Origin of the sequence: Brucella tritici, assembly GCF_902825325.1 — a bacterium.
Lineage (GTDB): Bacteria > Pseudomonadota > Alphaproteobacteria > Rhizobiales > Rhizobiaceae > Brucella.
Genome location: NZ_CADEAR010000005.1, coordinates 186164 through 210200, shown reverse-complemented (window position 1 = coordinate 210200; position 24037 = coordinate 186164). Strand labels below are relative to the sequence as shown.

Below are 24037 nucleotides of genomic sequence, written 5' to 3'. Positions count from 1 at the left end.
CAGCGTCATCTAACTTGCAGACACAGGGAGTAAAGTGCAGGTTACGGACTATGGCCTGCACAGCGATATTCGATGCCAGGCCGATCTGGAGAGAGGAATGCCTGAATCGCCTTACGACTGGACGGGCAAGCAAACGGAGAAGCGCGACCGGCAGAAGCGTATGCTGGTCGTGACAGCCATTACGATGGGCGCACTCATTCTTGTCCTCGGCATGGTGGACGGCCTGCTGATCCTGTTAGGCTGACATGCTGCCCACCTACGAAATCGACTGTGCTGGTGTTGAAAATCCCGATGAGCTCTGGCAGCGCTATCTTTCGGCCGTTCCCGCCCAAGACCCGGAGTCCTTCGGCTATACACTCGACTCATTCTGGGACGCTGTGCAATGGCAAGGTCCGGGCTGGCCTGGTGAATGCGAACTGGTGTTCAGGAATACCGAATCTCTAGGCAAGCTGACAACACGTGGCGGGAAGCCGTTTCTCGATGCCTTTCGGCAATTGGTTGCCGACACGGATCGTGTGGCAATCAAGCTGGAGTGAACGGATTTACTCTGCCGTTCCGGTGTTCTTATCGTAATCAGCGGAAGCTTTCACAAGCGCATCGATATCATCCGCGCAAAGATACGCTGTCATCGCATCAAATTTCTTGTCTTCCCACTTGTAAATTCCGAGCCTCAAAAGCGTATCGACCGTAGCTGCCGGAAAACGGGAGCGAATTGGGGCTGCAGGATTGCCAGCCACGATAGTGTAAGCTGCAACGTCTTTGGTGACGATGGCACCTGACGCAATAATTGCGCCTTCCCCAATAGTGACCCCGGGCATAATCATGGAGCGCATTCCAAGCCATGCCCCATCCCCGATAATGGTGTCACCCTTTCCCTTGTAGGCATCGAGAATGACATCTGGAAAAGGATAGAGGCTGAACCAGTCCGTGCGATGCGTGTGGTTCCCACCCATCAGAATGACCGCCTCTGCGCCTATACAAACGTAGTCGCCAATATAGAGCTGATCGACAGACCATTGGGATTCCCAGGCCTTCAGACTGTATTCGTCGCCATAAAGATAACGAACCACGCTCTCTTCAAACGAACCCGTCCAGGCATTGCTGTAATAGCTATGCTTGCCACGCACATGAATATTCGGGTTCTTTACCGTCTCGTGAAGCAGTTCCACGATCGACCAATGCTTGCTTTTTGCACTTGCAAACGACACGGTTAAGGCAACTTTCCAGAATTTATATTGCCGGATCTTCTTCCAGCAAACCTGTTACAAAATCGAACAGGCCCGGGCGACGATCACGGCGAAGACGTTCAGCCTCGATGATCGATTTGATCGCGGCAAAGGAGCGATCAAGATCTTCATTGATGACAATATAATCGTACTTCACCCATTTCTGGATTTCAAAGCGGGCATTCTGCAGGCGGGTCTCAATGACGTCTGCTGTATCTTCCGCACGACGGTTCAGGCGCAGTTGCAGTTCGCGCATCGTTGGTGGCAGGATAAAAATCGAAACCACATCAGCTGGCATCTTCGCTTGCAATTGGTCTGCGCCCTGCCAGTCTATGTCAAAGAGCATGTCCTGACCGTCAGCCAGCGCGATTTCAGCCGTTTCGCGCAGTGTGCCATAAAAATTGCCGTGGACCTCAGCCCATTCAATCAGCTCGTCATTGTCACGCAGGCGTTCAAATTCACGGATCGTCTTGAAATGATAATGGACGCCTTCGATCTCGCTCGGGCGGCGCTGACGCGTCGTCACACTGATCGACAGCGAGAGGTTCATCTTCTTGTCTTCCAGCAACAGCCGGGCAATAGTGGACTTACCGGCGCCGGATGGCGACGAGATCACTACCATTAAGCCTCTACGTGCGACGCCATTTTCAACCGAAGAGATGGCCATGATACCTGTTACTCCAGATTTTGTACTTGTTCGCGAAACTGATCCACGACTGCCTTCAGTTCCAAACCGATGGCTGTGATCGACGCTGCATTCGATTTAGAACACAGTGTATTAGCTTCACGATTAAATTCCTGTGAAAGAAAATCGAGCTTGCGCCCGACGGAACCACCGCCCTCCAGAAGCTTGCGGGCGGAAGTCACATGGGTCTCCAGCCGGTCAAGCTCTTCCTGAATGTCGGCCTTGGTCGCAAGAAACGCCGCCTCCTGATAGAGTCGCGCTTCATCAAGTTCGCGGGCGGCATCCATCAGCAGCGCCACCTGTCCGGCGAGGCGGGTTTTGATCGCGTCCGTGCCACGTGATGGGTCGCGACGTGCATTCGCGGTCAGGCACTCTATACTGTCAACATGAGCGGAAAGAATGGTGAAGAGAGCTTTTCCCTCCTGCATGCGCGCATCGGCAATTGCCTTGAGTGTCCCCTCAAAGCCGGAAACGATGGCAGCTTCCAGTTCACCGCGTTCGTCTTCGTCATCAGCCATCTGCGCCGGATCGATGATACCACGCAATGAAAGAATGCCGTCTACGCTGGCGGGGGCCAGTCCGTGCTTCGCCTGCAAATCCGCACCAAGCCTCAGAACCTCCGCGAGCATAGCCTGATTGATACTGAAACCGGCCTGCACCTCGCTCCGCTCGACGCTGAGGCTGGCTTGAAAATTACCGCGCGAGAAATGACGCGCCAGCATGGAGCGTACGGGATGTTCGGCAGCTTCCAGTCCTTGCGGCAGACGCAGCCGTAGGTCGAGCCCCTTGCCATTGACGGAACGCACTTCCCAGACGATGCGCGCTTCTCCGCCTTCCATGGCATGTTGCACGGCATGGCGTGCAAATCCGGTCATGCTTTGGAGTGCCATGCGTTCCGTCCCCTCAACTCACGCCCGCGACAGTGCGGACTTACTCTAAAAATCAAGCCGAAGCCGGTGGTAAACACCGGCTTCGGTTACACATCCTCACATTCACTCAAGGTCATAGCGAAGCGCTATTGGCCTGCACTCTGACCCGAACTCTGGTCTGTATTGCTGCCACTGTTGTTCTGCTGTTCGATATTCTTCTGCTGTTCCACAGAGCGCCACTTGCGGACATTGGCGTTGTGCTCCTGCAGCGTCTTCGAGAACACGTGACCGCCCGTGCCATCGGCTACGAAGTAAAGGTCTTCCGTATCCAGAGGATTAGCGACGGCTTCCAGCGCAGCCTTGCCCGGATTGGCAATCGGCGTCGGCGGAAGGCCATTGATCACATAGGTATTGTAAGGGGTCGGCTTTTCGATATCCGACTTGAAGATCGGTCGGTCAGAAGGTTTGCCAGCCCCGCCGAACAGGCCATAAATAATGGTCGGATCAGACTGGATGCGCATGCCCTTCTTCAAACGATTGACGAAGACCGAGGCAACATGAGGACGTTCCGATGCGATGCCGGTTTCCTTTTCCACGATCGAAGCCAGCGTCACGAATTCGTTCTTGTCCTTGACCGGCAGGTCGGAGTTACGCTTTGCCCAGGCCTCATCCACGAGCTTTTTCTGGGACGCAACCATACGATCGATGATTTCCGAACGGGTCGTGCCACGCGTGAAATTCAGCGTATCAGTGAAGAGCGAGCCTTCGGGCGGCATGTCCTTCGGCATGTCGCCAACCAGCGTCGGATCGGCCGAGATACGGTCGAAAATCTGCTTGACCGTCAGACCTTCCGGAATGGTCAGCGGATACATGATGGATTTGCCACTGATGAGGATATTCATCACATCACGCATCGAAGCGCCCGCCGGAATGGCGTATTCGCCAGCCTTCAGATCATTTTCATGACCGAGCGTCCGCATACCGTAGCGGAAAATACGCGCATCACTGACGATCTCACGGTTTTCCAGACTATTGGAAACTTCGGCAATACCAGCGCCGCGCTTGACGAGAAACGTTGTTTCAGCCGTGAGCGGACCTTGCCCGTCAAACTGCATCTTGCCGAAATAAAACAGGGCGGACGCGCCGAGCAGAACAAGCACGACCAGCGACAGCATGAAATTCATGAAGACGACAATCTGGCTGCGCGCATGGCGCGAACGTTTGCGCGGTGGCGGCGTTCCCGGCTCAGGACGCAAAGCTTCAGACGCGGATTTCGGCACGAACGGCTTCGACGTCGCGTTCGTTTCCTGCGTCGCGCCCTTGGGCTGCTCGTCTGCAGGGGATGTTCCGGATGGCGCCTCTGAATTCACTCAATCACCTCGGTCCAGAGTATTTCGCTGATTCAAACCAAACCACGAGAAAGGCTCTGTCTATCTATTTTGGCGAACCTCTCGACACATTGTGCCGAATGCCCGCCCAGAACGGCTTTTTGCACTTATTTTTCGTCAGAGTGGATGAAACTCTTCGGAGTCGTGACCACACTAACCGCAGTTCGCGATTTTAAACATCGCATGGGGTTATATTTTGGCAAAAACGCGGAGAAATCCCCGCGTTTTTTAATTCGATATTCTATTTTCAGCGACACCGATCAGGAGTATCGGCGCAGGACCAGCGAAGCGTTGGTTCCGCCAAATCCGAAGGAGTTCGACAGAGCCACATCGATCTTGCGTTCACGTGCCTTGTGCGGAACCAGATCAATCTTCGTCGAGACAGCCGGATTGTCAAGATTGAGCGTTGCCGGCGCTATATTGTCTCGGATGGCAAGCGTCGAGAAAATCGCCTCAGCTGCACCAGCCGCACCCAGCAGATGGCCGATAGCCGACTTGGTCGAGGACATCGAAATCTTCGACGCAGCATCGCCGACCACGCGCTCGACAGCGCCGAGTTCGATAGTGTCAGCCATGGTAGACGTGCCATGGGCGTTGATGTAGTCGATCTGGTCCGGCGTGATTTCAGCGCGCTTCAGGGCAGCGACCATACAACGCTCGGCGCCCTCGCCGCTCTCAGTCGGAGCAGTGATGTGATAGGCATCGCCCGATAGACCATAGCCGATGACTTCCGCATAGATTTTCGCGCCGCGCGCCAGTGCATGCTCCAGCTCTTCGAGAACCACAACGCCCGCACCTTCACCCATCACGAAGCCGTCACGGTCTTCGTCATAAGGACGGGAAGCTGCGGTCGGGTCGTCGTTACGCTTGGTGGACAATGCCTTGCAGGCCGCAAAGCCTGCAAGCGAAATGCGGCTGACCGGCGATTCCGTTCCACCGGCAACCATGACATCCGCATCGCCGAAAGCGATCAGACGGGCAGCGTCGCCGATAGCGTGCGTGCCGGTCGCGCAAGCGGTCACGACCGAATGGTTTGGACCGCGAAGCCCGTGCTTGATGGAAACGTGGCCGGAAGCCAGATTGATCAGGCGGCCAGGAATGAAGAACGGCGAGATACGGCGTGGGCCCTTGTCGCGCAACGTGTAGCCTGCCTCGACAATGCCTTCGATACCGCCAATGCCGGAACCGATGAGAACACCGGTACGGATCTGATCTTCGTCGCTTTCAGGATGCCAGTCGGCATCCTCCAGCGCTTGATCGGCAGCGCCGACAGCATAAACGATGAAGGGGTCAACCTTGCGTTGTTCCTTGGGCTCCATATGGAGGTCGGCGTTGAAGGTGCCATTGGTGCCGTCGCCAACCGGAATGCGGCAGGCAATCTGGCAGGCCAGATCATCAACTTCAAATTCCGTGATGCGGCGAGCACCGCTTTCACCGGCAATAAGACGCTTCCAGGTCTCTTCGACACCGCTGGCAAGCGGCGACACCAGACCAAGACCGGTGATGACGACACGCCTCATATCCACCCCTTAAAACTTTGTTATGTCACGAACACCGCCCCGCAGGCTTTAACCGGCAGAACATATGTCCGGGCCTGACTGAAAGGGATGGTGCTCCAATTGTTAAAACCGGAGCCTGCCACGTCAAACATGATCTCCGATCAGTGTTCTGGCAGATTCACAAACAGGCCGTTGAACGACCGTTGTACAAATTCGTCCCAATCGCGGATGCGAAAGAGACGATTAAAGACAAGCAGGGCCGGGATTCGCGAGAACCCCAGCCCAATGCCAAGTTCAGATTAGGCGGAAGCCTTGTCGATGAACTTCACAGCGTCGCCGACCGTAAGGATCGTTTCGGCAGCGTCGTCAGGAATTTCAACGCCGAATTCTTCTTCGAAAGCCATGACCAGCTCGACCGTGTCGAGGCTGTCTGCGCCGAGGTCATCGATGAAGCTTGCGCCTTCCGTGACCTTGTCGGCATCTACGCCCAGATGTTCAACAACGATTTTCTTGACGCGCTCTGCGGTATCGCTCATGTCGGAACCTCGACCTGTGTGTTTGTTGCTCTGCCTTGGTTAGCGGCATGCAGGATTGTAATCAAGTTATAAGATGTCTGCCAAGTTTCGAGCGAAGCCGCCCGGACAGTCATCCTGTGGATATTCCTTTCGGAACAGGATCGCGGCACTTCTACTCAGAATGCCGCAATTCTCGATGGGCGCATTACCATGCTTCTTGAGCAAGGCAAAGCGCCTTTTCCTTCTCCATCCCCCGTATTAAGGCATTTTATACCATAATAGAGGGAAGAAGGAGACTTAGATCATGGCCATGCCGCCATTGATGTGCAGGGTCTGACCCGTCACATAGGCTGCCTCGTCGCTTGCCAGATAGACAACTGCCGCAGCAATATCGCCACCAACGCCCATGCGCTTCATGGGGATATTGCTCATGATCGCTTCCTTCTGCTTTTCGTTCAGCTTGTCGGTCATGGCCGATTCGATGAAGCCCGGAGCGATGCAGTTAACCGTTACATTGCGGCTGGCGATTTCCTGCGCCAATGACTTGGAAAAGCCGATGAGGCCAGCTTTCGAAGCGCAATAGTTCGCCTGACCCGGATTGCCGGTCACGCCAACAATCGACGTAATATTGATGATACGGCCATTGCGGCGGCGCATCATCGGATGGGTCAACTCACGCGTCAGATTGAAAACGGACGTAAGATTAACATTGAGAACCGCATCCCAGTCTTCGTCGCTCATGCGCACAAACAGGCCATCGCGCGTGATGCCAGCATTGTTGACCAGAATGTCAACGCCGCCCATTTCCTCTTCCGCCTTCTGACCCAGGGCCTTGACGGCTTCGCGGTCAGAAAGATTGGCCGGAAAGATGAAGGTGCGGTCGCCAAGTTCAGCGGCAAGCTCTTTCAGCTTTTCTTCGCGTGTGCCGTGCAGGCCGACGATTGCACCCTGCGCATGAAGGGCGCGGGCAATCGCTTCGCCAAGACCGCCGGTTGCGCCGGTTACCAGAGCCTTGCGGCCAGTCAGATCAAACATGTCGGATCCTTTTAGCTTCTCGATTTCCATCGCATGATCTTATCCGAAAAGTCTGCAACTTTTCGGGATCAGGCGCTGAGAGCAGCAAGCGCTGCTTCAATTTCTTCGGCAGAACCAACCACAGCACCGGATACATCCTTCGAGATGCGGCGTGCCAGACCAGTCAGAACCTTGCCAGAACCTACTTCATAAAGCGTGGTGACGCCATTGGCTGCAAACCATTCGACCGTTTCACGCCAGCGCACCTGACCTGTAACCTGCTCGACGAGAAGATCAGCAATCTCGTTGGCATCGGTGACCGGCGCTGCGCGCACATTGGCGATAAGCGGCACGATCGGATTGTGCTTTTCAACCGACGCAAGCGCTTCGCGCATCGCGTCAGCGGCAGGGCCCATCAGAGTTGAATGGAAGGGAGCGGATACGGGCAGCATGATGGCACGCTTGGCGCCCTTTTCGGAAGCAAGCGAAGCTGCCAGTTCGACCGCAGCCTTGGAACCGGAAATGACGAGCTGTCCACCGCCATTGTCATTGGCGATCTGGACCGAACCGGATGCTTCGGCTTCAGCACAGACTGCTTCTACATCGCCATGCTGCAGGCCGATGATCGCTGCCATTGCTCCTTCACCGACAGGGACAGCCTTCTGCATCGCATTACCGCGAATGCGCAGGAGGCGCGCCGTATCGGCAAGCGAGAAAGTTCCGGCTGCGCAAAGCGCCGAATATTCACCAAGCGAATGCCCGGCAACATAAGAAACCTTGTCTTTCAGCGAAAAGCCGCGCGCTTCCATGACGCGCAGCACAGCCATCGAAACGGCCATCAGCGCAGGCTGGGCATTGGCGGTCAGCGTCAATACGTCTTCCGGTCCTTCAAACATGGTAGCGGAAAGCTTTTCGCCTAATGCCGCGTCCACTTCATCGAAAACGGCGCGCGCTTCAGCGAACTGCTCGGCCAGAGCCTTGCCCATGCCCACCGCCTGGCTGCCTTGTCCGGGGAAAGTAAATGCTACCGCCATTGATGCCTCATTCTGGTTTTAAGCATATGATAATGTCGAAACCGATGTCCGTTTTCGCCGACATGCCCGCAATTAAATGCACAATTTGGCGGGATGTGCCTCAGTGAGGGCAGCAAAGTCAAGTATTTCCCGGTTTTTGTGCGGTTTGCGCCTTGCAAAGCCGGGGAAAAACACGTAATAGCCGCCCGTTCATTGCTCGGCACCAGCTGGGGGCTGAACGGAGGGCCGGTTGTTTGTGCAGTTAAATTCACGAACATCCGTAGAAGTCATAAGCGCTTCTGCCTCCCGTGTCTCCGCTCTCGATCGTCTCAGTGAGCGTCCTTTCTTCACCGGTTTTCCGGCAAAAGAGAAGTCGCAGAGGCTTAGCCGTTGGTGTCGGCATGTTGTAACAGAAGAAAGGCAAAGCCAATGGCTCTTTATGAACATGTGCTTCTTGCCCGCCAGGACATTTCCCAGCAGCAGGTCGACGCTCTCGTCGAACAGTACAAGGGTGTCCTCGAAGCTAATGGCGGCAAGGTCGGTAAGGTCGAAAGCTGGGGTCTGCGTCCCCTCACCTACCGTATCAAGAAGAATCGCAAGGCGTATTACACGCTCGTAAACATTGACGCTCCGGCTGCAGCCGTTGCCGAAATGGAACGCCAGATGCGCATCAACGAAGACGTTCTTCGTTTCCTCACCGTTCGCGTTGAAGAACACGAAGAAGGCCAGTCGGCCATGCTCACCCGCCGTGACGACCGTCGCGAACGCGATGGTGATGATCGTCCGCGTCGTCGTGAAGGCGGTTTCGACCGTGGTGATCGCGGTGACCGTGGTGATCGCGGCCCACGTCGCCCGCGCGACAACGAAGCTGGTGAAGGAGCATAATCATGGTTGATATCAATCAGATCCCGACCCGTCGTCCTTTCCATCGCCGTCGCAAGACGTGCCCGTTCTCCGGCGCAAACGCACCGAAGATCGACTACAAGGACATCAAGCTTCTGCAGCGTTACATTTCCGAACGCGGCAAGATCGTTCCTTCCCGTATTACGGCTGTCAGCCAGAAGAAGCAGCGTGAACTCGCCAAGGCGATCAAGCGCGCTCGTTTCCTCGGCCTGCTGCCTTACGTTGTGAAGTAAGAACTAGATTCGGGAGGCGCGTTCTCAGAGATCGCCTCCCGCGTCCCTTTCCTCCATTGCGATGGGCGCAACGGAGCGTAATAAAAACCCAAGTTGGGGCAACTGCCTCTAACTGCACGAACCGGCAAGACCGGAGCAGGACAGCGAAACTGATGAAATTCAATGGAACCATTATCGGTATCGGCATATTGGCGGGGCTTGCCTCGGCCTTGATGTCGTCCGGCGTCATCGCCCAGGGCGGCGCGGTGGCGGCTATGGCCATGGTTCTCTACTTCCTGACACCACTGCCCATCTTCGTTGTTGCCCTTGGCTGGGGTTCGAGCGCCGGTATCGTTGCCGCCGCCACAGCCACGGTTGCCGTCGGCGTTGTCGCCGTCCCGCTTGCAGCACTCCTGATGGCATTGACGAGCTTCATTCCTGCAGCAACCGGCGCTTATCTGTCCGGCCTCGCGCGGCCGGCCGAGGAAGTGGGCGGACCGAAAGATATTCTCGTCTGGTATCCGCTGTCGGACATCGTGTTCCGGCTTGCCATGATGGTGGCGCTCAGCTTCATCGTCATCGGTGCGATTCTGGGCTTTGGCCCGGACATGGCGCGCGAACTTGCAAATACGCTTATCGACCGGGTTGCTGAAGCCGATCCGCAGTTCACCGCCAGCGACGACATTCGCAACAATGTAACGTCGCTGCTGATGGTCGTCCTGCCCGCGATCCAGCCAGCAACCTGCCTCGCAATTCTCGTCGGCAATCTTTATCTGGCACAGCGCCTGATCTCCATGTCTGGTCGTCTGCGCCGTCCGCGTGACGACTGGCCCGCAACGCTGCGCATGCCGCGCCCGGCCCTGCTCGTCTTCGCGGTCGCTCTTGCGGTTGCATTTCTTCCCGGCGGCGCCGGATTGATCGCAACCGTTGTTGCCGGTGCGCTCAGCGCTGGTTTCATGATGTCAGGTCTTGCCATCATGCATTTTCGCACACGTGGCAAAGTGTGGCGCCCGGTGGCGCTGTGGCTTGCCTACTTTGCGATCATACTCTTCGCATTCCTGCTTTTCATCTTCATGGTTCTCGGACTTTTCGACACTTCGCGCGGTGCGCCAGTCTCGAAAATGCCGGGCACTGACAGTCAGTAACCGAATCAGAAACTCGAAAGGAAACTCCAATGGACGTTATTCTTCTGGAACGTATCGGCCGCCTCGGCCAGATGGGCGAAACCGTCAAGGTCAAGGACGGCTATGCCCGTAACTTCCTACTCCCGCAGGGCAAGGCTCTTCGTGCCAACGAAGCCAACAAGAAGAAGTTCGAAGGCCAGCGCGCTCAGCTCGAAGCCCAGAACCTGGAACGCAAGAACGAAGCCGAAGCAGTTGCAACCAAGCTCAACGGCGAATCGTTCATCGTTGTGCGTTCGGCTGGTGAAACCGGCCAGCTCTACGGTTCCGTTTCGACCCGTGACATCGCCGACATCATCTCGGCTAACGGCTTCAGCCTGCACCGCAACCAGGTTGAACTGAACCATCCGATCAAGACAATCGGCCTGCACGAAGTTTCGATTTTGCTGCATCCGGAAGTTCAGGTTCAGGTTACGGTCAATATCGCACGTTCGACTGAAGAAGCCGAACGTCAGGCAAAGGGTGAAGACCTGACCTCGATCGAAGCTATTTACGGCATCGAAGAACAGCCTCTGTCGGAAGAAGTTTTCGACGAAGAAGACGAAGCTGAAGATCAGGCTTAATTTAGCCCCCTATTATCCATGGGAATGGCCAGTCAGATGGCATGCATTCCCATCGTGGTAAACTTTATATGATCGTGCCCGGCGGCCTTCGCCGGGCATTTTCTCTTTTCAGATCGGTAAAACTCCCTATTCTGCATATTAGTATTGGATTGGAGAGGGTGCTGACGGAAACGTCTGCGTTGCTTGGGCATTACTCCCGAGGCCGATTGACCGAGGGGATATTGCCTGAAAATCTGATGACAGTGCGGCTCTGATACTTATGCACCGCCGCCTGCCATGCAAACGCATGGACGTGCGCCTGCTTCGATCCCCAAGAGGAGATGGGGCCGATGTATGGAATGATGCGTACTGTTCTTTCGCATATGATTAAAACCGGTGACCTGACGGTTACCGATTCTAGTGGTGGGCGTTCGCAGTATGGCGACAAGACGGGCGTGCCGGTTCATATACATTTCAAGACAAAACATGCAGAGCGCGCCGTAGCACTCGACCCGGAACTGAAACTCGCAGAGTGCTTCATGGACGGCGAGATCGACTTTCTGGAAGGCGATATTTACGCGCTGCTGCGGATCGTGTTTGAAAATACCGGGCCGACAGCTGCCACAGAACCATGGATGAAGGCTCTGGCCAAACTGCGTATTCTGTTTCGCCGTTTCCAGCAGATGAACACGATTTCGCGTTCTTCCAACAACATCAAAAGTCACTATGATCTTTCGGGCGAGCTTTATGACCTGTTTCTCGATCCCGACAAGCAATATTCCTGTGCCTATTTCGATCCACCGAATGCCACGCTGGCCGAGGCACAGCTTGCCAAAAAACGCCATATCGCCGCGAAGATGCTGGTGAAGGAAGGCGACAAGGTGCTCGATATCGGCTGTGGCTGGGGCGGCATGGGGCTATATCTCGCCCGCCATCTCAAGGCCAATGTCACCGGCGTAACCTTGTCCGAAGAACAGCACGCCATTGCCAATCAGCGCGCTCAGGATGAAGGACTGGCCGACCGTGCGAAGTTCGAACTGACCGACTATCGCAACATCGACGACAAGTTTGACCGGCTGGTGTCGGTTGGCATGTTCGAACATGTTGGTGTTGGCCATTTCGCTGAATATTTCCAGCACGTCGCTCGCCTGATGAAGCCGGATGGCGTTTTCCTTCTACATGCCATCGGACGAGCAGATGGTCCGGGAGCGACCAATCCGTTCATTCGCAAATACATCTTCCCAGGTGGTTATATTCCCGCACTTTCAGAGGTTCTACCGCATATTGAAAAGGCCGGGCTCTATGTCACCGACGTAGAAATTCTCAGGCTGCACTATGCGGAAACGCTGAAGGCGTGGCGAGAGGCCTTCATGGCCAATCGCGACAAGGCCAAAGCGCTTTATGACGAGCGTTTCTGCCGCATGTGGGAGTTTTATCTGGCGGCATCGGAAAGCGCGTTCCGCTGGCAGAACATGATGGTGTTCCACATTCAGATCGCCCACAGGCAGGAATCCGTTCCGCTGACCCGCAACTATATCGAGGCTGAAGAAAAACGCCTCAAGCGCCTCGACAGCGCGCCGAAAGGTGCCAATAGCGAGGTTCGAGCCGTCAAGAAAAGCATGAACGCCTGACAGCAACCTTGTCGATTCGAGATGTCAGTCCGCGTCAACAGCGGACTGACAAAACCATGATCCGAACTGTGGATCAGTGTGAATCATGGTATAGCTTGTCTCTTCCAGCAGGAATCACTCGAAGTCGCGTTGCGTTTGGCATCGCTTGAGGGCTAGCTGGTTGCATCAGGGACAGGATTGAGAATCATGGCGGAAGCGGCGGTACGCAAACTCGACGATGTGCGGGACCAAAAAGACGCGCTTTATCGGGAAGCACCCCATAATATTGAAGCGGAACAGGCGCTGCTGGGCGCGATCCTGATCAACAACGATGCCTTTTACCGGGTATCGGACTTCCTCAAGGCAACCCATTTCTTCGAGCCTCTGCACCGTCGCATCTATGAGATCACGACCGATCTCATTCGCGTGGGCAAGATGGCAAATCCTGTGACGATGAAAACCTTCCTGCCGACCGAAGGCAAGGTGGGCGATCTCACGATCTTCCAGTATGTAACCCGTCTCGCAACCGAAGCCGTCACCATCATCAATGCCGAGGATTATGGCCGCGCGATTTACGATCTGGCGACACGCCGCGCGCTAATCGGCATCGGCGAAGACATGGTGAACGTCGCCTATGACGCGCCTGTCGACATGGCACCACAGGAACAGATCGAAGACGCTGAACGCCGCCTGTTCGAACTAGCGGAAACAGGTCGCTATGACGGCGGTTTCCTGCCCTTCAAGGACGCCGTCACCACGGCTGTGGACATGGCCAACGCCGCCTTTATGCGTGACGGCCACCTTTCCGGTGTCTCTACCGGCATCCATACGCTCGATGGCAAGATGGGTGGCTTGCAGCCTTCCGATTTGATTATCCTTGCGGGTCGTCCGGGTATGGGTAAGACCTCGCTTGCAACCAATATTGCGTTCAACATCGCCAATTCTTATGAAGGCGAACAACAGGCCGATGGCTCGATGAAGGCCGTCAATGGCGGCGTTGTCGGCTTCTTCTCGCTCGAAATGTCGGCGGAACAGCTCGCAACCCGTATCATTTCCGAGCAGACGGAAGTGTCGTCCTCGAAAATCCGCCGTGGTGATATCACCGAGACCGATTTCGAGAAGCTCGTCGCCTGCTCGCAGGTGATGCAGAAAATCCCGCTCTATATCGACCAGACCGGTGGCATCTCGATTGCGCAGCTCGCCGCCCGCGCTCGTCGCCTCAAGCGCCAGCGCGGCCTCGACGTTCTGGTGATCGACTACGTACAGCTGATGACCGGCTCGTCGAAGGCCTCGGCACAGAACCGCGTGCAGGAAATCACCGAGATCACCACCGGCCTCAAGGCCCTTGGCAAGGAACTGAATGTTCCAATCATTGCGCTTTCACAGCTCTCCCGTCAGGTGGAAAGCCGCGACGACAAGCGCCCACAGCTCTCCGACCTTCGTGAATCGGGCTCCATCGAGCAGGACGCCGACGTGGTGCTCTTCGTGTTCCGCGAGGAATATTACGTCAAGAACCTCGAACCGCGGGATGAATTCGACCCGAAATATGAAGAATGGAAGCAGCACTTTGAAAAAGTGCGCGGCACTGCTGACGTCATCATCGCCAAGCAGCGCCACGGGCCGACCGGAACGGTCAAGCTCGCCTTCCAGTCCGAATTCACGCGATTTGCAGATCTGGCCGAGGGTTCCTATCTTCCCGAACAGTATGAATAATATCTCTTCGAAAAGGGCGCGTCTCTGATGGCCAAGGCGCGCATTCAGTTCATCTGCCAGAATTGCGGCACAGTGCATACGCGCTGGGCGGGCAAGTGCGATTCCTGCGGCGAGTGGAACACGCTCGTCGAGGAAGGCACCAATAGCGGCATCGGCTCCGGCCCCGGCGCCATGTTGTCCAAGCGCAAAGGTCGCGCTGTAGCCCTCACCTCCCTGTCCGGCGACATTGAAGATGCGCCGCGGATCATTTCCGGTATCAGCGAACTTGATCGTGTGACCGGCGGCGGCTTTGTGCGCGGTTCAGCCCTTCTGATCGGCGGCGATCCCGGCATCGGAAAATCTACACTTTTGACACAGGCTGCAGCTGCCCTTTCCAATCGCGGCCATCGCATTGTTTATGTTTCGGGCGAAGAAGCGGTTGCCCAGATTCGCCTGCGCGCGCAGCGTCTGGGCGTGGCATCGTCGGCGGTGGAACTTGCCGCCGAAACCAACGTCGAAGACATCATCGCTACCATTTCCGATAACAAGCGACCCGACCTCGTCATCATCGATTCGATCCAGACGCTCTGGACCGATATGGCAGATTCTGCTCCTGGCACGGTCACGCAGGTGCGTTCGTCGGCGCAAGCCATGATCCGCTATGCCAAGCAGACTGGTTCCGCAGTCGTGCTGGTGGGACATGTCACCAAAGATGGCCAGATTGCCGGTCCGCGCGTGGTCGAACATATGGTCGATGGCGTTCTCTATTTCGAAGGCGAAGGCGGGCATCACTACCGCATCCTGCGCACGGTGAAGAACCGTTTCGGCCCCACCGACGAGATCGGTGTTTTCGAGATGTCCGATGGTGGCCTGCGCGAGGTTTCCAACCCGTCAGAGCTTTTCCTTGGTGAACGCAACGCCAAGGCTCCAGGTGCCGCTGTCTTTGCTGGCATGGAAGGCACACGTCCCGTGCTGGTGGAGATACAGGCGCTTGTCGCCCCCTCCTCGCTTGGCACCCCGCGTCGTGCGGTCGTCGGCTGGGACGGCGGACGACTTGCCATGATTCTCGCCGTTCTCGAATCACATTGCGGCGTTCGTTTCGGGCAGCACGACGTCTATCTGAATGTTGCGGGCGGTTATCGTATCAGCGAGCCTGCCGCCGATATAGCTGTGGCTGCTGCACTGGTTTCATCCATGGCCGGTATTGCCCTTCCGCCAGATTGTGTTTATTTCGGCGAAATCAGCCTTTCCGGTGCTGTTCGCGCGGTAACGCATGCAGTACAGAGGCTCAAGGAAGCCGAGAAGCTCGGTTTCCGGCAGGCAGAGGTGCCCGGCGGCAGCGGCGAACTTTGGAAAGATCGCAACTTCCCCCTCATGGAAACCTCGGCTCTGCCCGACCTTGTTGCCCGTATTGCGGCTTCAGGCTCCGGAAAGAAGCAATAAATCTGGAGTTTTATGACTGGAAGAATCTGTCAACCTTCCGGTGATAAGCTCCAGCATCTTTGACTGCCCTGCGTATTAAAGTGATTGCGCATAATAACTGAGGACAGGCAGAATGCCGATAACCATGCTTGATGGAATTCTACTCGGGATAACGCTGGTTTCAGCCGTTCTGGCGATGGTGCGCGGTTTTTCCCGCGAGGTGCTGTCGCTGGTATCTTGGGCGGCGGCAGCCGCTGCAGCCTATCTCTTCTACCAGCCGGTTCTGCCTTTTGTGCAGCCCTATATCAACAACGAAACCATCGCGAAGATTGCCGCCGCTGGCGCAGTTTTCCTCGTTGTGCTGATCGTCGTTTCTCTGATCACCATGAAGATCGCCGATTTCATCATCGATAGCCGTATCGGTGCGCTCGACCGCACGCTCGGCTTTCTGTTTGGCGGCGTGCGCGGCGTGCTTCTCGTTGTCGTTGCCATGCTGTTCTTCAACTGGCTCGTCCCGACAAACCAGCCAGCCTGGGTGACGAATGCGAAATCAAAGCCAATGCTCGATTCTTTCGGCCAGCAACTGATCGATCTTCTGCCGGCCAACCCCGACCAGATGATCGATAAGTTCAAGCCGCAGCAGAATGCTCCGGCTTCTGGTGAGCAGGAAGAAGCGCCGGTTCCGGACGATACGCCTGCACAGCAATAAGTTGCTCCGATATATCGAGAAGCCGTCAGCCCCGCTGGCGGCTTTTTCAATTCTGGAGGCAAAAGCCGACTGATATGAAATGGCCCAAATAACGCTCACACATTGTCATTTCGGTTCCGCGATCATATTTCAGGCGGGAATTTGCGAGATTATTCGCGGCCATCGTGCGATACTAATATTCATGAGACTATATCGACGCAGCGGTGAACTCTTCGCTTTTAACAAAAAGCCATCTTGTGATAGAGAGGCGCTTTAGTTGCCTCTGCAATCGAAAGGCCTTGCGGCAATGACCAGCCATTCTTCTGAAAATGCCTCCTTTATGCTGGATGAAGACACCCTGCATGAAGAATGCGGCGTATTTGGCATACTTGGCCACGAAGACGCAGCCGCGCTGACCGCATTGGGGCTGCATGCCCTCCAGCATCGCGGGCAGGAAGCCGCCGGTATCGTTTCCTATCACAATCGCCGCTTTCATTCCGAACGCCATATGGGTCTCGTCGGCGATCATTTCACCGATGCAGCGACGCTGAATCGTTTGCCCGGCGACCGTGCCATCGGCCATGTGCGCTACTCCACCACCGGCGAGACGATCCTGCGCAACGTGCAGCCACTGTTCGCGGAACTGGAAGTAGGCGGCATTGCCATTGCCCATAACGGCAACTTCACCAACGGCATTACGCTGCGCAAGCAGCTGATTGCTTCCGGCGCGATCTTTCAGGCGACCTCCGATACGGAAGTCGTGCTGCATATGATTGCCCGTTCGCGCCACTCATCTTCCTCAGACCGTTTCGTCGATGCCATCCGGCAGGTCGAGGGCGGCTACGCCATGCTGGCGCTGACCCGTACCAAGCTGATTGCCGCGCGTGATCCTATCGGCATCCGCCCGCTCGTCATGGGCGAGCTCGACGGCAAGCCTATCTTCTGCTCGGAGACCTGTGCCCTCGACATTATCGGCGCGAAATATGTTCGCGACGTCGAAAATGGCGAAGTGGTCATCTGCGAGATTCAGAAGGACGGCTCCATCACCATCGAATCCATCAAGGCTGAAAATCCGCAGCCGGAACGGCTCTGCTTGTTTGAGTATGTCTATTTTGCCCGTCCTGACTCCGTGGTCGGCGGTCGCAGCGTCTATGTCGCGCGCAAAAATATGGGCGTGGAGCTTGCCAAGGAAGCCGGTATTGAAGCCGATGTTGTCGTGCCGGTGCCAGATGGCGGCACGCCTGCTGCCCTCGGCTTCGCGCAGGCAAGCGGCATTCCATTTGAATACGGCATCATCCGCAATCACTATGTAGGCCGCACCTTCATCGAGCCGACGCAGCAAATTCGCGCGCTTGGCGTCAAGCTGAAACATTCGGCCAATCGCGCCATGATCGAAGGCAAGCGGGTCGTGCTGGTGGATGATTCCATTGTACGGGGCACCACATCCGTCAAGATCGTCCAGATGATCCGCGATGCGGGCGCAAAGGAAGTGCATATCCGCGTGGCAAGTCCAATGATCTACCACCCGGATTTCTACGGTATCGACACCCCCCATGCCGATAAGCTGCTGGCTAACCAGCACAAGGACCTGGAATCCATGTGCCGTTACATCGGCGCGGATTCCCTGGCATTTCTTTCCATCGACGGGCTCTACAAGGCTGTCGGCGGAAAGCCTCGTGATCCGAAGGCGCCAGCTTTCACCGATCACTACTTCACGGGCGAATATCCGACCCGCCTCCTCGATCAGGAAGGCGAGAGCAACGTGCATACGCTGTCGCTGCTCGCAAGCAACGGCTGATCGCCCAATTCTTCACGCAGGCGGCCCAAAAGGCCGCCTGTTTCATGTTCTTGCATCATATGGGGACTAGATGAGCATCGACCTTACGGGCCGCATCGCACTGGTAACAGGCGCATCGCGCGGTATTGGGTATTTTCTTTCGCTTGAACTGGCAAAACGCGGCGCGCATGTGATTGCGGTTGCCCGCACCGTCGGCGGGCTTGAAGAGCTGGACGACGACATCCGCAAATTGGGAGGTAGCGCAACGCTGGTGCCTCTCGATATTACCGACATGGAAGCGATTGATCGCCTTGGCGGCTCCATTCATGAGCGCTGGGGCAAGCTCGATATCATGGTTGCCAATGCGGGTGTCCTCGGCACGATCTCGCCGATCGGCCATGTCGAGGCCAAGACGTTCGAGAAGCTCATGAACGTCAATGTCACCAGCGTATGGCGTCTTATTCGGTCCACCGATCCGCTGCTACGGGCTTCCGACGCCGGACGTGCCATTCTGCTCTCTTCCGGTGTGGCACATACCTGCCGCGCCTTCTGGGGGCCGTATGCTGCCTCGAAAGCTGCTGTCGAAGTCATGGCGCGCAGCTGGGCCGAAGAAACGAAGCAGATGAAGCTCAAGATCAACTCCGTCAATCCGGGTGCCACCCGTACGGCAATGCGTGCGCAGGCGATGCCCGGTGAAGACCCTGAAACGCTGCCAACACCGCAGTCGGTCGCTGAAAAGATCGTCAAGCTCGCCGATCCGAATCTTGAAGTTAGCGGCAAGCTTTTCGACGTGCGACAGGATCGGTTCCTCGACTATCACCTGCCGAGCTGATTTCTTTCTTCCGGCCTTGCCTATATGCAAGGCCGGTTCTATTTGCTTGTTTATTGATGTTCCCGCCTAGCCGCCTGATGGCTCCTTTTTCAGCGGGTTCCCCCACTTTCAGATCCCTTCGTCGTGCACCGACCGTTTTGGCGCGCGTTCCCTTTGCTATTGGAGGACCTATGATCAAAGATCACCAGTGTTTCATCATCATCAGCGGCGGGCCTGGATCAGGCAAAAGCACACTGATTGATGCACTCGAAAGGCAGGGCTTTTCCCGCACTGTGGAAGCCGGACGCGCTATTATTCAGGACCAGGTCGCTATTGGCGGCAAGGCCCTGCCCTGGAGTGATCGCGCGCTTTTTGCAGAGTTAATGCTGTGCTGGGAAATGCGCTCGCATGCAATGGCGAAACAACAGAGCGGGACGGTCTTCTTCGACCGCGGCGTGCCCGACGTAATCGGCTATCTGATGCTGTGTAACCTGCCCATTCCAAAGCATATGGAAGAGGCCGCACGGCAGTTTCCGTACAACAGAACAGTTTTTCTGGCTCCGCCATGGGCAGAAATCTTCGGTCAGGATACTGAGCGGAAGCAGGATTTCGAAGAGGCCACACGTACTTTCCACGCGATGGATAAAACCTACAGACGGCTTGGATATGAAATCGCGCTCCTGCCGAAATCATCGGTCGAAGAGCGCGTCAGTTTCATCAAGCAGGCATTGCCATCAGTTTTCCTCTGACGGCCTATCCTCTTCGGTGGCGGCCTCTTCCTCGGCCTTTCGATCAGCAGCCTCGCGCTTGTTCCAGGCAGCCAGGCTGAACGGAAGGAATGCCAGATAAGCGAGCGCCGTGAGGCTCAGGGTCTGCCAGGTGAAGCTCATCAGGAAAGCGACGTAAACCACCACGAACAGGATGAGCGGCATGACGATATCGCGCCGGACAAGGCTTCCAGCGGATTTGCCATTATAGACTGGCAGACGGCTTACCAACAGGAACGCGATTGCCACGGTATAGACCGCCACGCCAAAAGCGAGCCCTCGTGTTGGCGTCAATCCGAGAAAACCAAGATAGACCGGCAACAGGACAAGCATGGCACCTGCCGGTGCCGGCACGCCGATGAAGTAGTTGCTTTGCCATGCCGGGCGGTTCGGATCTTCCAGCATGACATTGAAACGTGCAAGTCGCAGGCAGCAGGCAATGGCATAAAGGAGTGCGGCGATCCAGCCGAATGAGCGCGCCTGATCGAGCATGAAGGCATAAAGCACCAAGGCCGGCGCCACACCGAAATTGACGATATCGGCAAGCGAATCCATCTGGGCGCCGAATTTCGACGATCCCTTCATCATGCGGGCCACGCGCCCATCAATACCGTCCAGAAAGGCAGCCACGAGCACCATTACGACGGCAAGCTCGAAGCGGTTCTCGAAGGCAAGACGAATGCCGGTAAGACCGGCACAAATGGCAAGAACCGTTATGACGTTGGGAACGACAATACGCAGAGGTATCTGCGACAGCTTCGGGCCGCGCGATGAATCCACGCGGCCATTGGGCTCAAAAGGCGGAAAAGGTGTTTCCATCGGCTCAGCCGATCCGCACCACAGGCTCGCCGCGCACGCTGCCATAATCGGCCAGCACGGTTTCACCGGCGATTGCCGTCTGGCCAACAGCAACACGAACGGTCGCATCGGCCGGAAGATAGACATCGACGCGCGATCCGAAGCGAATCAGGCCAAACCGTTCGCCCACAGACAGATCATCATCCTCGTTTGACCAGCAGACGATACGACGGGCAACCAGACCAGCAATCTGAACAACGCCGATCTTGCCGTGCGGGCTTTCAATCAGGACGCTGTTGCGTTCGTTTTCCGTGCTGGCCTTGTCGAGTTCTGCATTAAGGAACTTCCCCGGACGATGCACGACCTTTTCGATCTTGCCACGCACCGGAGAGCGGTTGATGTGAACCGAGAACACATTCATGAAAACCGAAACGCGCATGAGCGGTTCGGCACCCAGGTCCAGTTCGGCCGGCGGCACAGCCGGGCCGACGAAGGAAACCTTGCCGTCAGCAGGGCTAATGACCAGATCGTCGTCCATCGGCGTCACACGCTCCGGATCGCGATAGAAATAGATGCACCAGACGGTCAGCACCATCCCGATCCAGAACAGCGGGTTCCACAGCCAGCCCAGAATGAGCGAAACCACGAAAAAGCCCGCGATAAACGGATAGCCTTCCCGATGGATCGGCACGAAAGTATTGCGGATGGTGTCAGTAAGGCTCATCGCTCTTCCTTTGAGTTTGGCCGTTATTTACCTCATCCTGTTCAGAATCGAAATCCATTTCGCAAATTATTCACGGCTGTTAGGGCACGTGATCGTGCCCTAATATAAGTAACTGCCGACAAACGAGCTATTCCGCCGCCGGAACGCCGCGTTTGACGACACCCAGCTCGTCGCTTTCCCGAACCTGGCGCAGACGCTCTTCTGCCTCGTCGGCCTCGCGCTGGCGAGCCCACATGGACGCATAAAGCCCCTTATGCTTGAGAAGCATGCGATGCGTGCCACGTTCGGCAATCAGGCCGTCTTTCAGAACGATGATCTCATCGGCACCGATCACGGTCGACAGACGGTGCGCGATGACGAGCGTGGTGCGGCCTCGGCTGACAATGTCGAGCGCAGACTGGATTTCCTGCTCCGTTGCCGTATCGAGCGCGGAAGTCGCTTCATCGAGTATCAGGATTGGGGGGGCCTTCAGGATCGTACGCGCAATGGCTACACGCTGCTTCTCACCGCCCGAAAGCTTGAGGCCGCGTTCGCCAACCATAGATTGATAGCCTTCCGGCAGGTGCTTGATGAAGCCGGAAATCTGCGCCAGTTCTGCCGCCTTTTCCACCTCTTCAGCCGTGGCATCAGGACGGCCATAGCGAATGTTGTAAGCAATCGTATCGTTGAACAGTACGGTGTCCTGCGGCACCATGCCGATGACCTTGCGCAGGCTTTCCTGCGTAACGTCGCGGACGTCCTGCCCGTCGACGGAAACCGATCCGGACTGCACATCATAGAAGCGAAACAGCAGTCGCGAGATCGTGGATTTACCCGCGCCCGAAGGTCCGACAATCGCTACTGTCTTTCCTGCCGGAACTTCAAAACTGATGCCCTTGAGGATCGGGCGGTTCGCATCATAAGCGAAATGCACATCATCAAAACGGATCGCACCGTGATCGATTTTCAATGCTGGTGCATTGGGCTTATCGACGACTTCCTGCTGCACATCGAGGAGATCGAACATCTGCTCGATATCGGTCAAACCCTGACGGATTTCGCGATAGATGAAACCGATGAAATTGAGCGGAATGGAAAGCTGCATCAGCATGGCATTGATGAAAACGAAATCGCCGATGGATTGCGTCCCGGCCCGAACTTCCAGCGCCGACATGACCATGACCACCGCCATGCCAACGCCAAAGATGACGGCCTGACCGAAGTTCAGCCAGCCGAGCGACGTCCAGGTCTGGGTTGCGGCCTTTTCATAGCGCGCCATCGAGGCGTCGAAGCGCTTTGCTTCCATGTTCTCGTTGCCGAAATACTTGACCGTTTCGAAGTTGAGCAGCGAGTCGATCGCCTTGGTGTTGGCATCCGTATCGGAGTCGTTCATTTCGCGGCGGATATTGATGCGCCAGTCGCTCGCCTTGATCGTAAACCAAGTGTAGAGCCAGACCGTCGCAGCGACCACGAGCAGATAGGAAATGCCGTAAGCGACGGCAAAAATCACCGCCGTCAGTGCAAATTCAAGAATGGTAGGCAGCGTATTGAGGATCGTGAAACGGACAATCGTTTCGATGCCCTTTGTGCCGCGCTCAATGACCCGCGAAAGCCCACCCGTACGCCGTTCAAGATGGAACCTGAGCGAAAGCTGGTGCATGTGCACGAAGGTTCTGTAGGCCAACTGACGCACCGCGTATTGGCCGACGCTCGCAAACAATGCATCGCGGAGCTGGTTGAGACCGGCCTGTACGATCTTGGCACCGTTATAAGCCAGCACCAGCATCACCGCGCCGACCAGAAACAACGGGATATAATCCGGCGGATTCAACTGACCGGTCAAAGCATTCGTCACCCATTTGAAGAAATAGGGTACGAGGATGAGTACGATCTTGGAAATCACCAGATAGAACGTGGCCCAGACGACACGCATGCGCAGATCGGGCCTGTCGGAAGGCCACATATAGGGCCAGAGATTTCGCAGTGTCTTGAACGTCTCGCCGGAGTCGGCGGAAACCGTTTTGGGGGAACTCATGGTGCGTTCTTTCAAGTCGGTGGGCTGAAGCGATTTCGTACGAGATGAAACTCCGTCATCGCTTTATCTGTTTGTATCGACGCATCACTTCGAAAAGCCACTTCGGGCTTTTCGGGATGCTCCATCTTTTGTTTTACGCGCATCTGGTTCCGAAAACCGGTTCTCACTTTTCGGGATGCGCTCTAGCCGCAGCATCTGCTCTTGAAGGAAGCAAAATGCGTGCGGACAGCGCTTAGTTGCTGCCAGTTGACGCTGTAACGCGAAGACTGACGCTCAGGCCGATAATCGATAAGACCGGCCTGTACGAGGACCTTGAGATGTTGGGAAACTGTCGATTGTGCAAGGTCGAGCTTGCCGACAATATCCTTACAGCAGCAGGCGTCCTCCATCATCAACTGGCGGATAATTCGAATGCGGACAGGATGGCCCAGCGCGGCGCAAATGCGCGCTGCCGCTTCATCGTCAATACCGAGCTGCGCCAGATCGGCGACGGCTTCGGTCGAGCTTTTGTCCAGAACTATCTTCATCGTATATCGACGATATACGATTATACTCTGAAGTTCAAGATTTGGAGACGTTCATTCCAGAAAAGACCGCCAAACGGAAACACACTGTCGTGACTGGCGCATATTACTGAAACGCGCCTCCCTATGTTGAGAGCCACGTTTCAGTGCCGGCAACTCCCCG

The 24037-nt window shown here is 56.1% G+C and carries 25 protein-coding genes; 13 read left to right on the top strand and 12 right to left on the bottom strand.

The features are described 5' to 3' along the window. Window positions 1–97: 97 nt before the first annotated feature. Together HWX93_RS09380 and HWX93_RS09375 are read left to right on the top strand one after the other, a co-directional pair. Window positions 98–244: a hypothetical protein gene (locus HWX93_RS09380; RefSeq protein WP_167522167.1), complete on the top strand. Its 147-nt coding sequence runs from the start codon at window positions 98–100 to the stop codon at window positions 242–244. Between the two features lies 1 nt (window position 245). Continuing rightward, window positions 246–536 carry a hypothetical protein gene (locus tag HWX93_RS09375; protein WP_151677180.1) on the top strand — a complete coding sequence of 97 codons (291 nt, stop codon included), beginning with the start codon at window positions 246–248 and terminating at the stop codon, window positions 534–536. A gap of 6 nt (window positions 537–542) precedes the next feature. Here HWX93_RS09375 and HWX93_RS09370 read toward each other — a convergent pair whose 3' ends face one another. The 8 genes from HWX93_RS09370 to fabD form a co-directional block, all read right to left on the bottom strand. Then, window positions 543–1208, bottom strand: coding sequence for a CatB-related O-acetyltransferase (locus tag HWX93_RS09370; protein ID WP_176037216.1), 666 nt, complete (start codon window positions 1206–1208; stop codon window positions 543–545). 22 nt (window positions 1209–1230) lie between these two features. Then, entirely contained in the window at window positions 1231–1893 is a 663-nt protein-coding gene (gene gmk / locus HWX93_RS09365) for a guanylate kinase (protein ID WP_109986170.1), read from the bottom strand. Window positions 1894–1901: 8 nt separating this feature from the next. Continuing rightward, window positions 1902–2801 (bottom strand): YicC/YloC family endoribonuclease, encoded by a 900-nt coding sequence (locus tag HWX93_RS09360; RefSeq protein WP_176037215.1) that lies wholly within the window; start codon window positions 2799–2801, stop codon window positions 1902–1904. 125 nt (window positions 2802–2926) lie between these two features. Then, window positions 2927–4150 (bottom strand): endolytic transglycosylase MltG, encoded by a 1224-nt coding sequence (mltG, locus tag HWX93_RS09355; RefSeq protein WP_176037214.1) that lies wholly within the window; start codon window positions 4148–4150, stop codon window positions 2927–2929. Window positions 4151–4428: 278 nt separating this feature from the next. Next, window positions 4429–5688, bottom strand: a complete 1260-nt coding sequence (gene fabF, locus HWX93_RS09350) for a beta-ketoacyl-ACP synthase II (RefSeq protein WP_176037213.1) — start codon at window positions 5686–5688, stop codon at window positions 4429–4431. 278 nt (window positions 5689–5966) lie between these two features. Continuing rightward, entirely contained in the window at window positions 5967–6203 is a 237-nt protein-coding gene (locus HWX93_RS09345) for an acyl carrier protein (protein ID WP_002963616.1), read from the bottom strand. Window positions 6204–6479: 276 nt separating this feature from the next. Then, window positions 6480–7217 (bottom strand): 3-oxoacyl-[acyl-carrier-protein] reductase, encoded by a 738-nt coding sequence (gene fabG / locus HWX93_RS09340; RefSeq protein ID WP_176037212.1) that lies wholly within the window; start codon window positions 7215–7217, stop codon window positions 6480–6482. 68 nt (window positions 7218–7285) lie between these two features. After that, complete coding sequence (gene fabD / locus HWX93_RS09335; RefSeq protein ID WP_176037211.1) at window positions 7286–8230, bottom strand: ACP S-malonyltransferase; 945 nt, start codon at window positions 8228–8230, stop codon at window positions 7286–7288. A 408-nt stretch (window positions 8231–8638) separates the two neighbouring features. On the opposite strand from fabD, the gene rpsF reads away from it, so the two are divergent. The 11 genes from rpsF to HWX93_RS09280 all read left to right on the top strand — a co-directional run bounded on the left by rpsF (window position 8639) and on the right by HWX93_RS09280 (window position 19796). Beyond that, window positions 8639–9094, top strand: coding sequence for a 30S ribosomal protein S6 (gene rpsF / locus HWX93_RS09330; RefSeq protein ID WP_010658387.1), 456 nt, complete (start codon window positions 8639–8641; stop codon window positions 9092–9094). Between the two features lie 2 nt (window positions 9095–9096). Further along, entirely contained in the window at window positions 9097–9345 is a 249-nt protein-coding gene (gene rpsR / locus HWX93_RS09325) for a 30S ribosomal protein S18 (protein ID WP_006466219.1), read from the top strand. A 152-nt stretch (window positions 9346–9497) separates the two neighbouring features. Then, the gene (locus HWX93_RS09320; protein WP_176037210.1) at window positions 9498–10469 is read left to right on the top strand and encodes a DUF2232 domain-containing protein; all 972 of its coding nucleotides are present in this window, start codon (window positions 9498–9500) and stop codon (window positions 10467–10469) included. 29 nt (window positions 10470–10498) lie between these two features. After that, window positions 10499–11068: a 50S ribosomal protein L9 gene (gene rplI / locus HWX93_RS09315; protein ID WP_176037209.1), complete on the top strand. Its 570-nt coding sequence runs from the start codon at window positions 10499–10501 to the stop codon at window positions 11066–11068. Between the two features lie 329 nt (window positions 11069–11397). Beyond that, complete coding sequence (locus HWX93_RS09310; protein WP_176037208.1) at window positions 11398–12678, top strand: SAM-dependent methyltransferase; 1281 nt, start codon at window positions 11398–11400, stop codon at window positions 12676–12678. A 186-nt stretch (window positions 12679–12864) separates the two neighbouring features. Continuing rightward, entirely contained in the window at window positions 12865–14370 is a 1506-nt protein-coding gene (locus HWX93_RS09305; RefSeq protein ID WP_176037207.1) for a replicative DNA helicase, read from the top strand. A gap of 27 nt (window positions 14371–14397) precedes the next feature. Further along, window positions 14398–15792, top strand: a complete 1395-nt coding sequence (radA, locus tag HWX93_RS09300) for a DNA repair protein RadA (RefSeq protein WP_176037206.1) — start codon at window positions 14398–14400, stop codon at window positions 15790–15792. 112 nt (window positions 15793–15904) lie between these two features. Then, window positions 15905–16480 carry a CvpA family protein gene (locus tag HWX93_RS09295; RefSeq protein WP_043062671.1) on the top strand — a complete coding sequence of 192 codons (576 nt, stop codon included), beginning with the start codon at window positions 15905–15907 and terminating at the stop codon, window positions 16478–16480. 286 nt (window positions 16481–16766) lie between these two features. Further along, window positions 16767–18257, top strand: a complete 1491-nt coding sequence (gene purF, locus HWX93_RS09290; RefSeq protein WP_109986161.1) for an amidophosphoribosyltransferase — start codon at window positions 16767–16769, stop codon at window positions 18255–18257. Between the two features lie 70 nt (window positions 18258–18327). Continuing rightward, complete coding sequence (locus HWX93_RS09285) at window positions 18328–19068, top strand: SDR family NAD(P)-dependent oxidoreductase (RefSeq protein ID WP_176037205.1); 741 nt, start codon at window positions 18328–18330, stop codon at window positions 19066–19068. A gap of 170 nt (window positions 19069–19238) precedes the next feature. After that, complete coding sequence (locus HWX93_RS09280; protein ID WP_176037204.1) at window positions 19239–19796, top strand: AAA family ATPase; 558 nt, start codon at window positions 19239–19241, stop codon at window positions 19794–19796. Here HWX93_RS09280 and pssA read toward each other — a convergent pair. From pssA to HWX93_RS09260, 4 genes are all read right to left on the bottom strand, one after another. After that, complete coding sequence (pssA, locus tag HWX93_RS09275; RefSeq protein ID WP_109986158.1) at window positions 19782–20633, bottom strand: CDP-diacylglycerol--serine O-phosphatidyltransferase; 852 nt, start codon at window positions 20631–20633, stop codon at window positions 19782–19784. The two genes, HWX93_RS09280 and pssA, sit on opposite strands and share 15 nt — an antisense overlap. A 4-nt stretch (window positions 20634–20637) precedes the next feature. Beyond that, window positions 20638–21336, bottom strand: a complete 699-nt coding sequence (locus tag HWX93_RS09270; protein WP_109986157.1) for a phosphatidylserine decarboxylase — start codon at window positions 21334–21336, stop codon at window positions 20638–20640. A gap of 127 nt (window positions 21337–21463) precedes the next feature. Beyond that, window positions 21464–23350: an ABCB family ABC transporter ATP-binding protein/permease gene (locus HWX93_RS09265; RefSeq protein ID WP_176037203.1), complete on the bottom strand. Its 1887-nt coding sequence runs from the start codon at window positions 23348–23350 to the stop codon at window positions 21464–21466. Window positions 23351–23532: 182 nt separating this feature from the next. Next, window positions 23533–23877 carry an ArsR/SmtB family transcription factor gene (locus tag HWX93_RS09260; RefSeq protein WP_176037202.1) on the bottom strand — a complete coding sequence of 115 codons (345 nt, stop codon included), beginning with the start codon at window positions 23875–23877 and terminating at the stop codon, window positions 23533–23535. Between the last annotated feature and the right edge of the window lie 160 nt (window positions 23878–24037).

Coding starts and splice junctions, on each gene's coding strand:
- HWX93_RS09375 (WP_151677180.1), top strand. CDS start 246: ATGCTGCCCACCTACGAAATCGACTGTGCTGGTGTTGAAAATCCCGAT.
- fabD (WP_176037211.1), bottom strand. CDS start 8,230: ATGGCGGTAGCATTTACTTTCCCCGGACAAGGCAGCCAGGCGGTGGGC.
- HWX93_RS09260 (WP_176037202.1), bottom strand. CDS start 23,877: ATGAAGATAGTTCTGGACAAAAGCTCGACCGAAGCCGTCGCCGATCTG.
- HWX93_RS09305 (WP_176037207.1), top strand. CDS start 12,865: ATGGCGGAAGCGGCGGTACGCAAACTCGACGATGTGCGGGACCAAAAA.
- HWX93_RS09280 (WP_176037204.1), top strand. CDS start 19,239: ATGATCAAAGATCACCAGTGTTTCATCATCATCAGCGGCGGGCCTGGA.
- HWX93_RS09295 (WP_043062671.1), top strand. CDS start 15,905: ATGCCGATAACCATGCTTGATGGAATTCTACTCGGGATAACGCTGGTT.
- fabG (WP_176037212.1), bottom strand. CDS start 7,217: ATGTTTGATCTGACTGGCCGCAAGGCTCTGGTAACCGGCGCAACCGGC.
- gmk (WP_109986170.1), bottom strand. CDS start 1,893: ATGGCCATCTCTTCGGTTGAAAATGGCGTCGCACGTAGAGGCTTAATG.
- fabF (WP_176037213.1), bottom strand. CDS start 5,688: ATGAGGCGTGTCGTCATCACCGGTCTTGGTCTGGTGTCGCCGCTTGCC.
- HWX93_RS09320 (WP_176037210.1), top strand. CDS start 9,498: ATGAAATTCAATGGAACCATTATCGGTATCGGCATATTGGCGGGGCTT.
- HWX93_RS09265 (WP_176037203.1), bottom strand. CDS start 23,350: ATGAGTTCCCCCAAAACGGTTTCCGCCGACTCCGGCGAGACGTTCAAG.
- radA (WP_176037206.1), top strand. CDS start 14,398: ATGGCCAAGGCGCGCATTCAGTTCATCTGCCAGAATTGCGGCACAGTG.
- HWX93_RS09310 (WP_176037208.1), top strand. CDS start 11,398: ATGTATGGAATGATGCGTACTGTTCTTTCGCATATGATTAAAACCGGT.
- purF (WP_109986161.1), top strand. CDS start 16,767: ATGACCAGCCATTCTTCTGAAAATGCCTCCTTTATGCTGGATGAAGAC.
- HWX93_RS09285 (WP_176037205.1), top strand. CDS start 18,328: ATGAGCATCGACCTTACGGGCCGCATCGCACTGGTAACAGGCGCATCG.
- rpsF (WP_010658387.1), top strand. CDS start 8,639: ATGGCTCTTTATGAACATGTGCTTCTTGCCCGCCAGGACATTTCCCAG.
- HWX93_RS09270 (WP_109986157.1), bottom strand. CDS start 21,336: ATGAGCCTTACTGACACCATCCGCAATACTTTCGTGCCGATCCATCGG.
- HWX93_RS09345 (WP_002963616.1), bottom strand. CDS start 6,203: ATGAGCGATACCGCAGAGCGCGTCAAGAAAATCGTTGTTGAACATCTG.
- HWX93_RS09360 (WP_176037215.1), bottom strand. CDS start 2,801: ATGGCACTCCAAAGCATGACCGGATTTGCACGCCATGCCGTGCAACAT.
- rplI (WP_176037209.1), top strand. CDS start 10,499: ATGGACGTTATTCTTCTGGAACGTATCGGCCGCCTCGGCCAGATGGGC.
- pssA (WP_109986158.1), bottom strand. CDS start 20,633: ATGGAAACACCTTTTCCGCCTTTTGAGCCCAATGGCCGCGTGGATTCA.
- HWX93_RS09380 (WP_167522167.1), top strand. CDS start 98: ATGCCTGAATCGCCTTACGACTGGACGGGCAAGCAAACGGAGAAGCGC.
- rpsR (WP_006466219.1), top strand. CDS start 9,097: ATGGTTGATATCAATCAGATCCCGACCCGTCGTCCTTTCCATCGCCGT.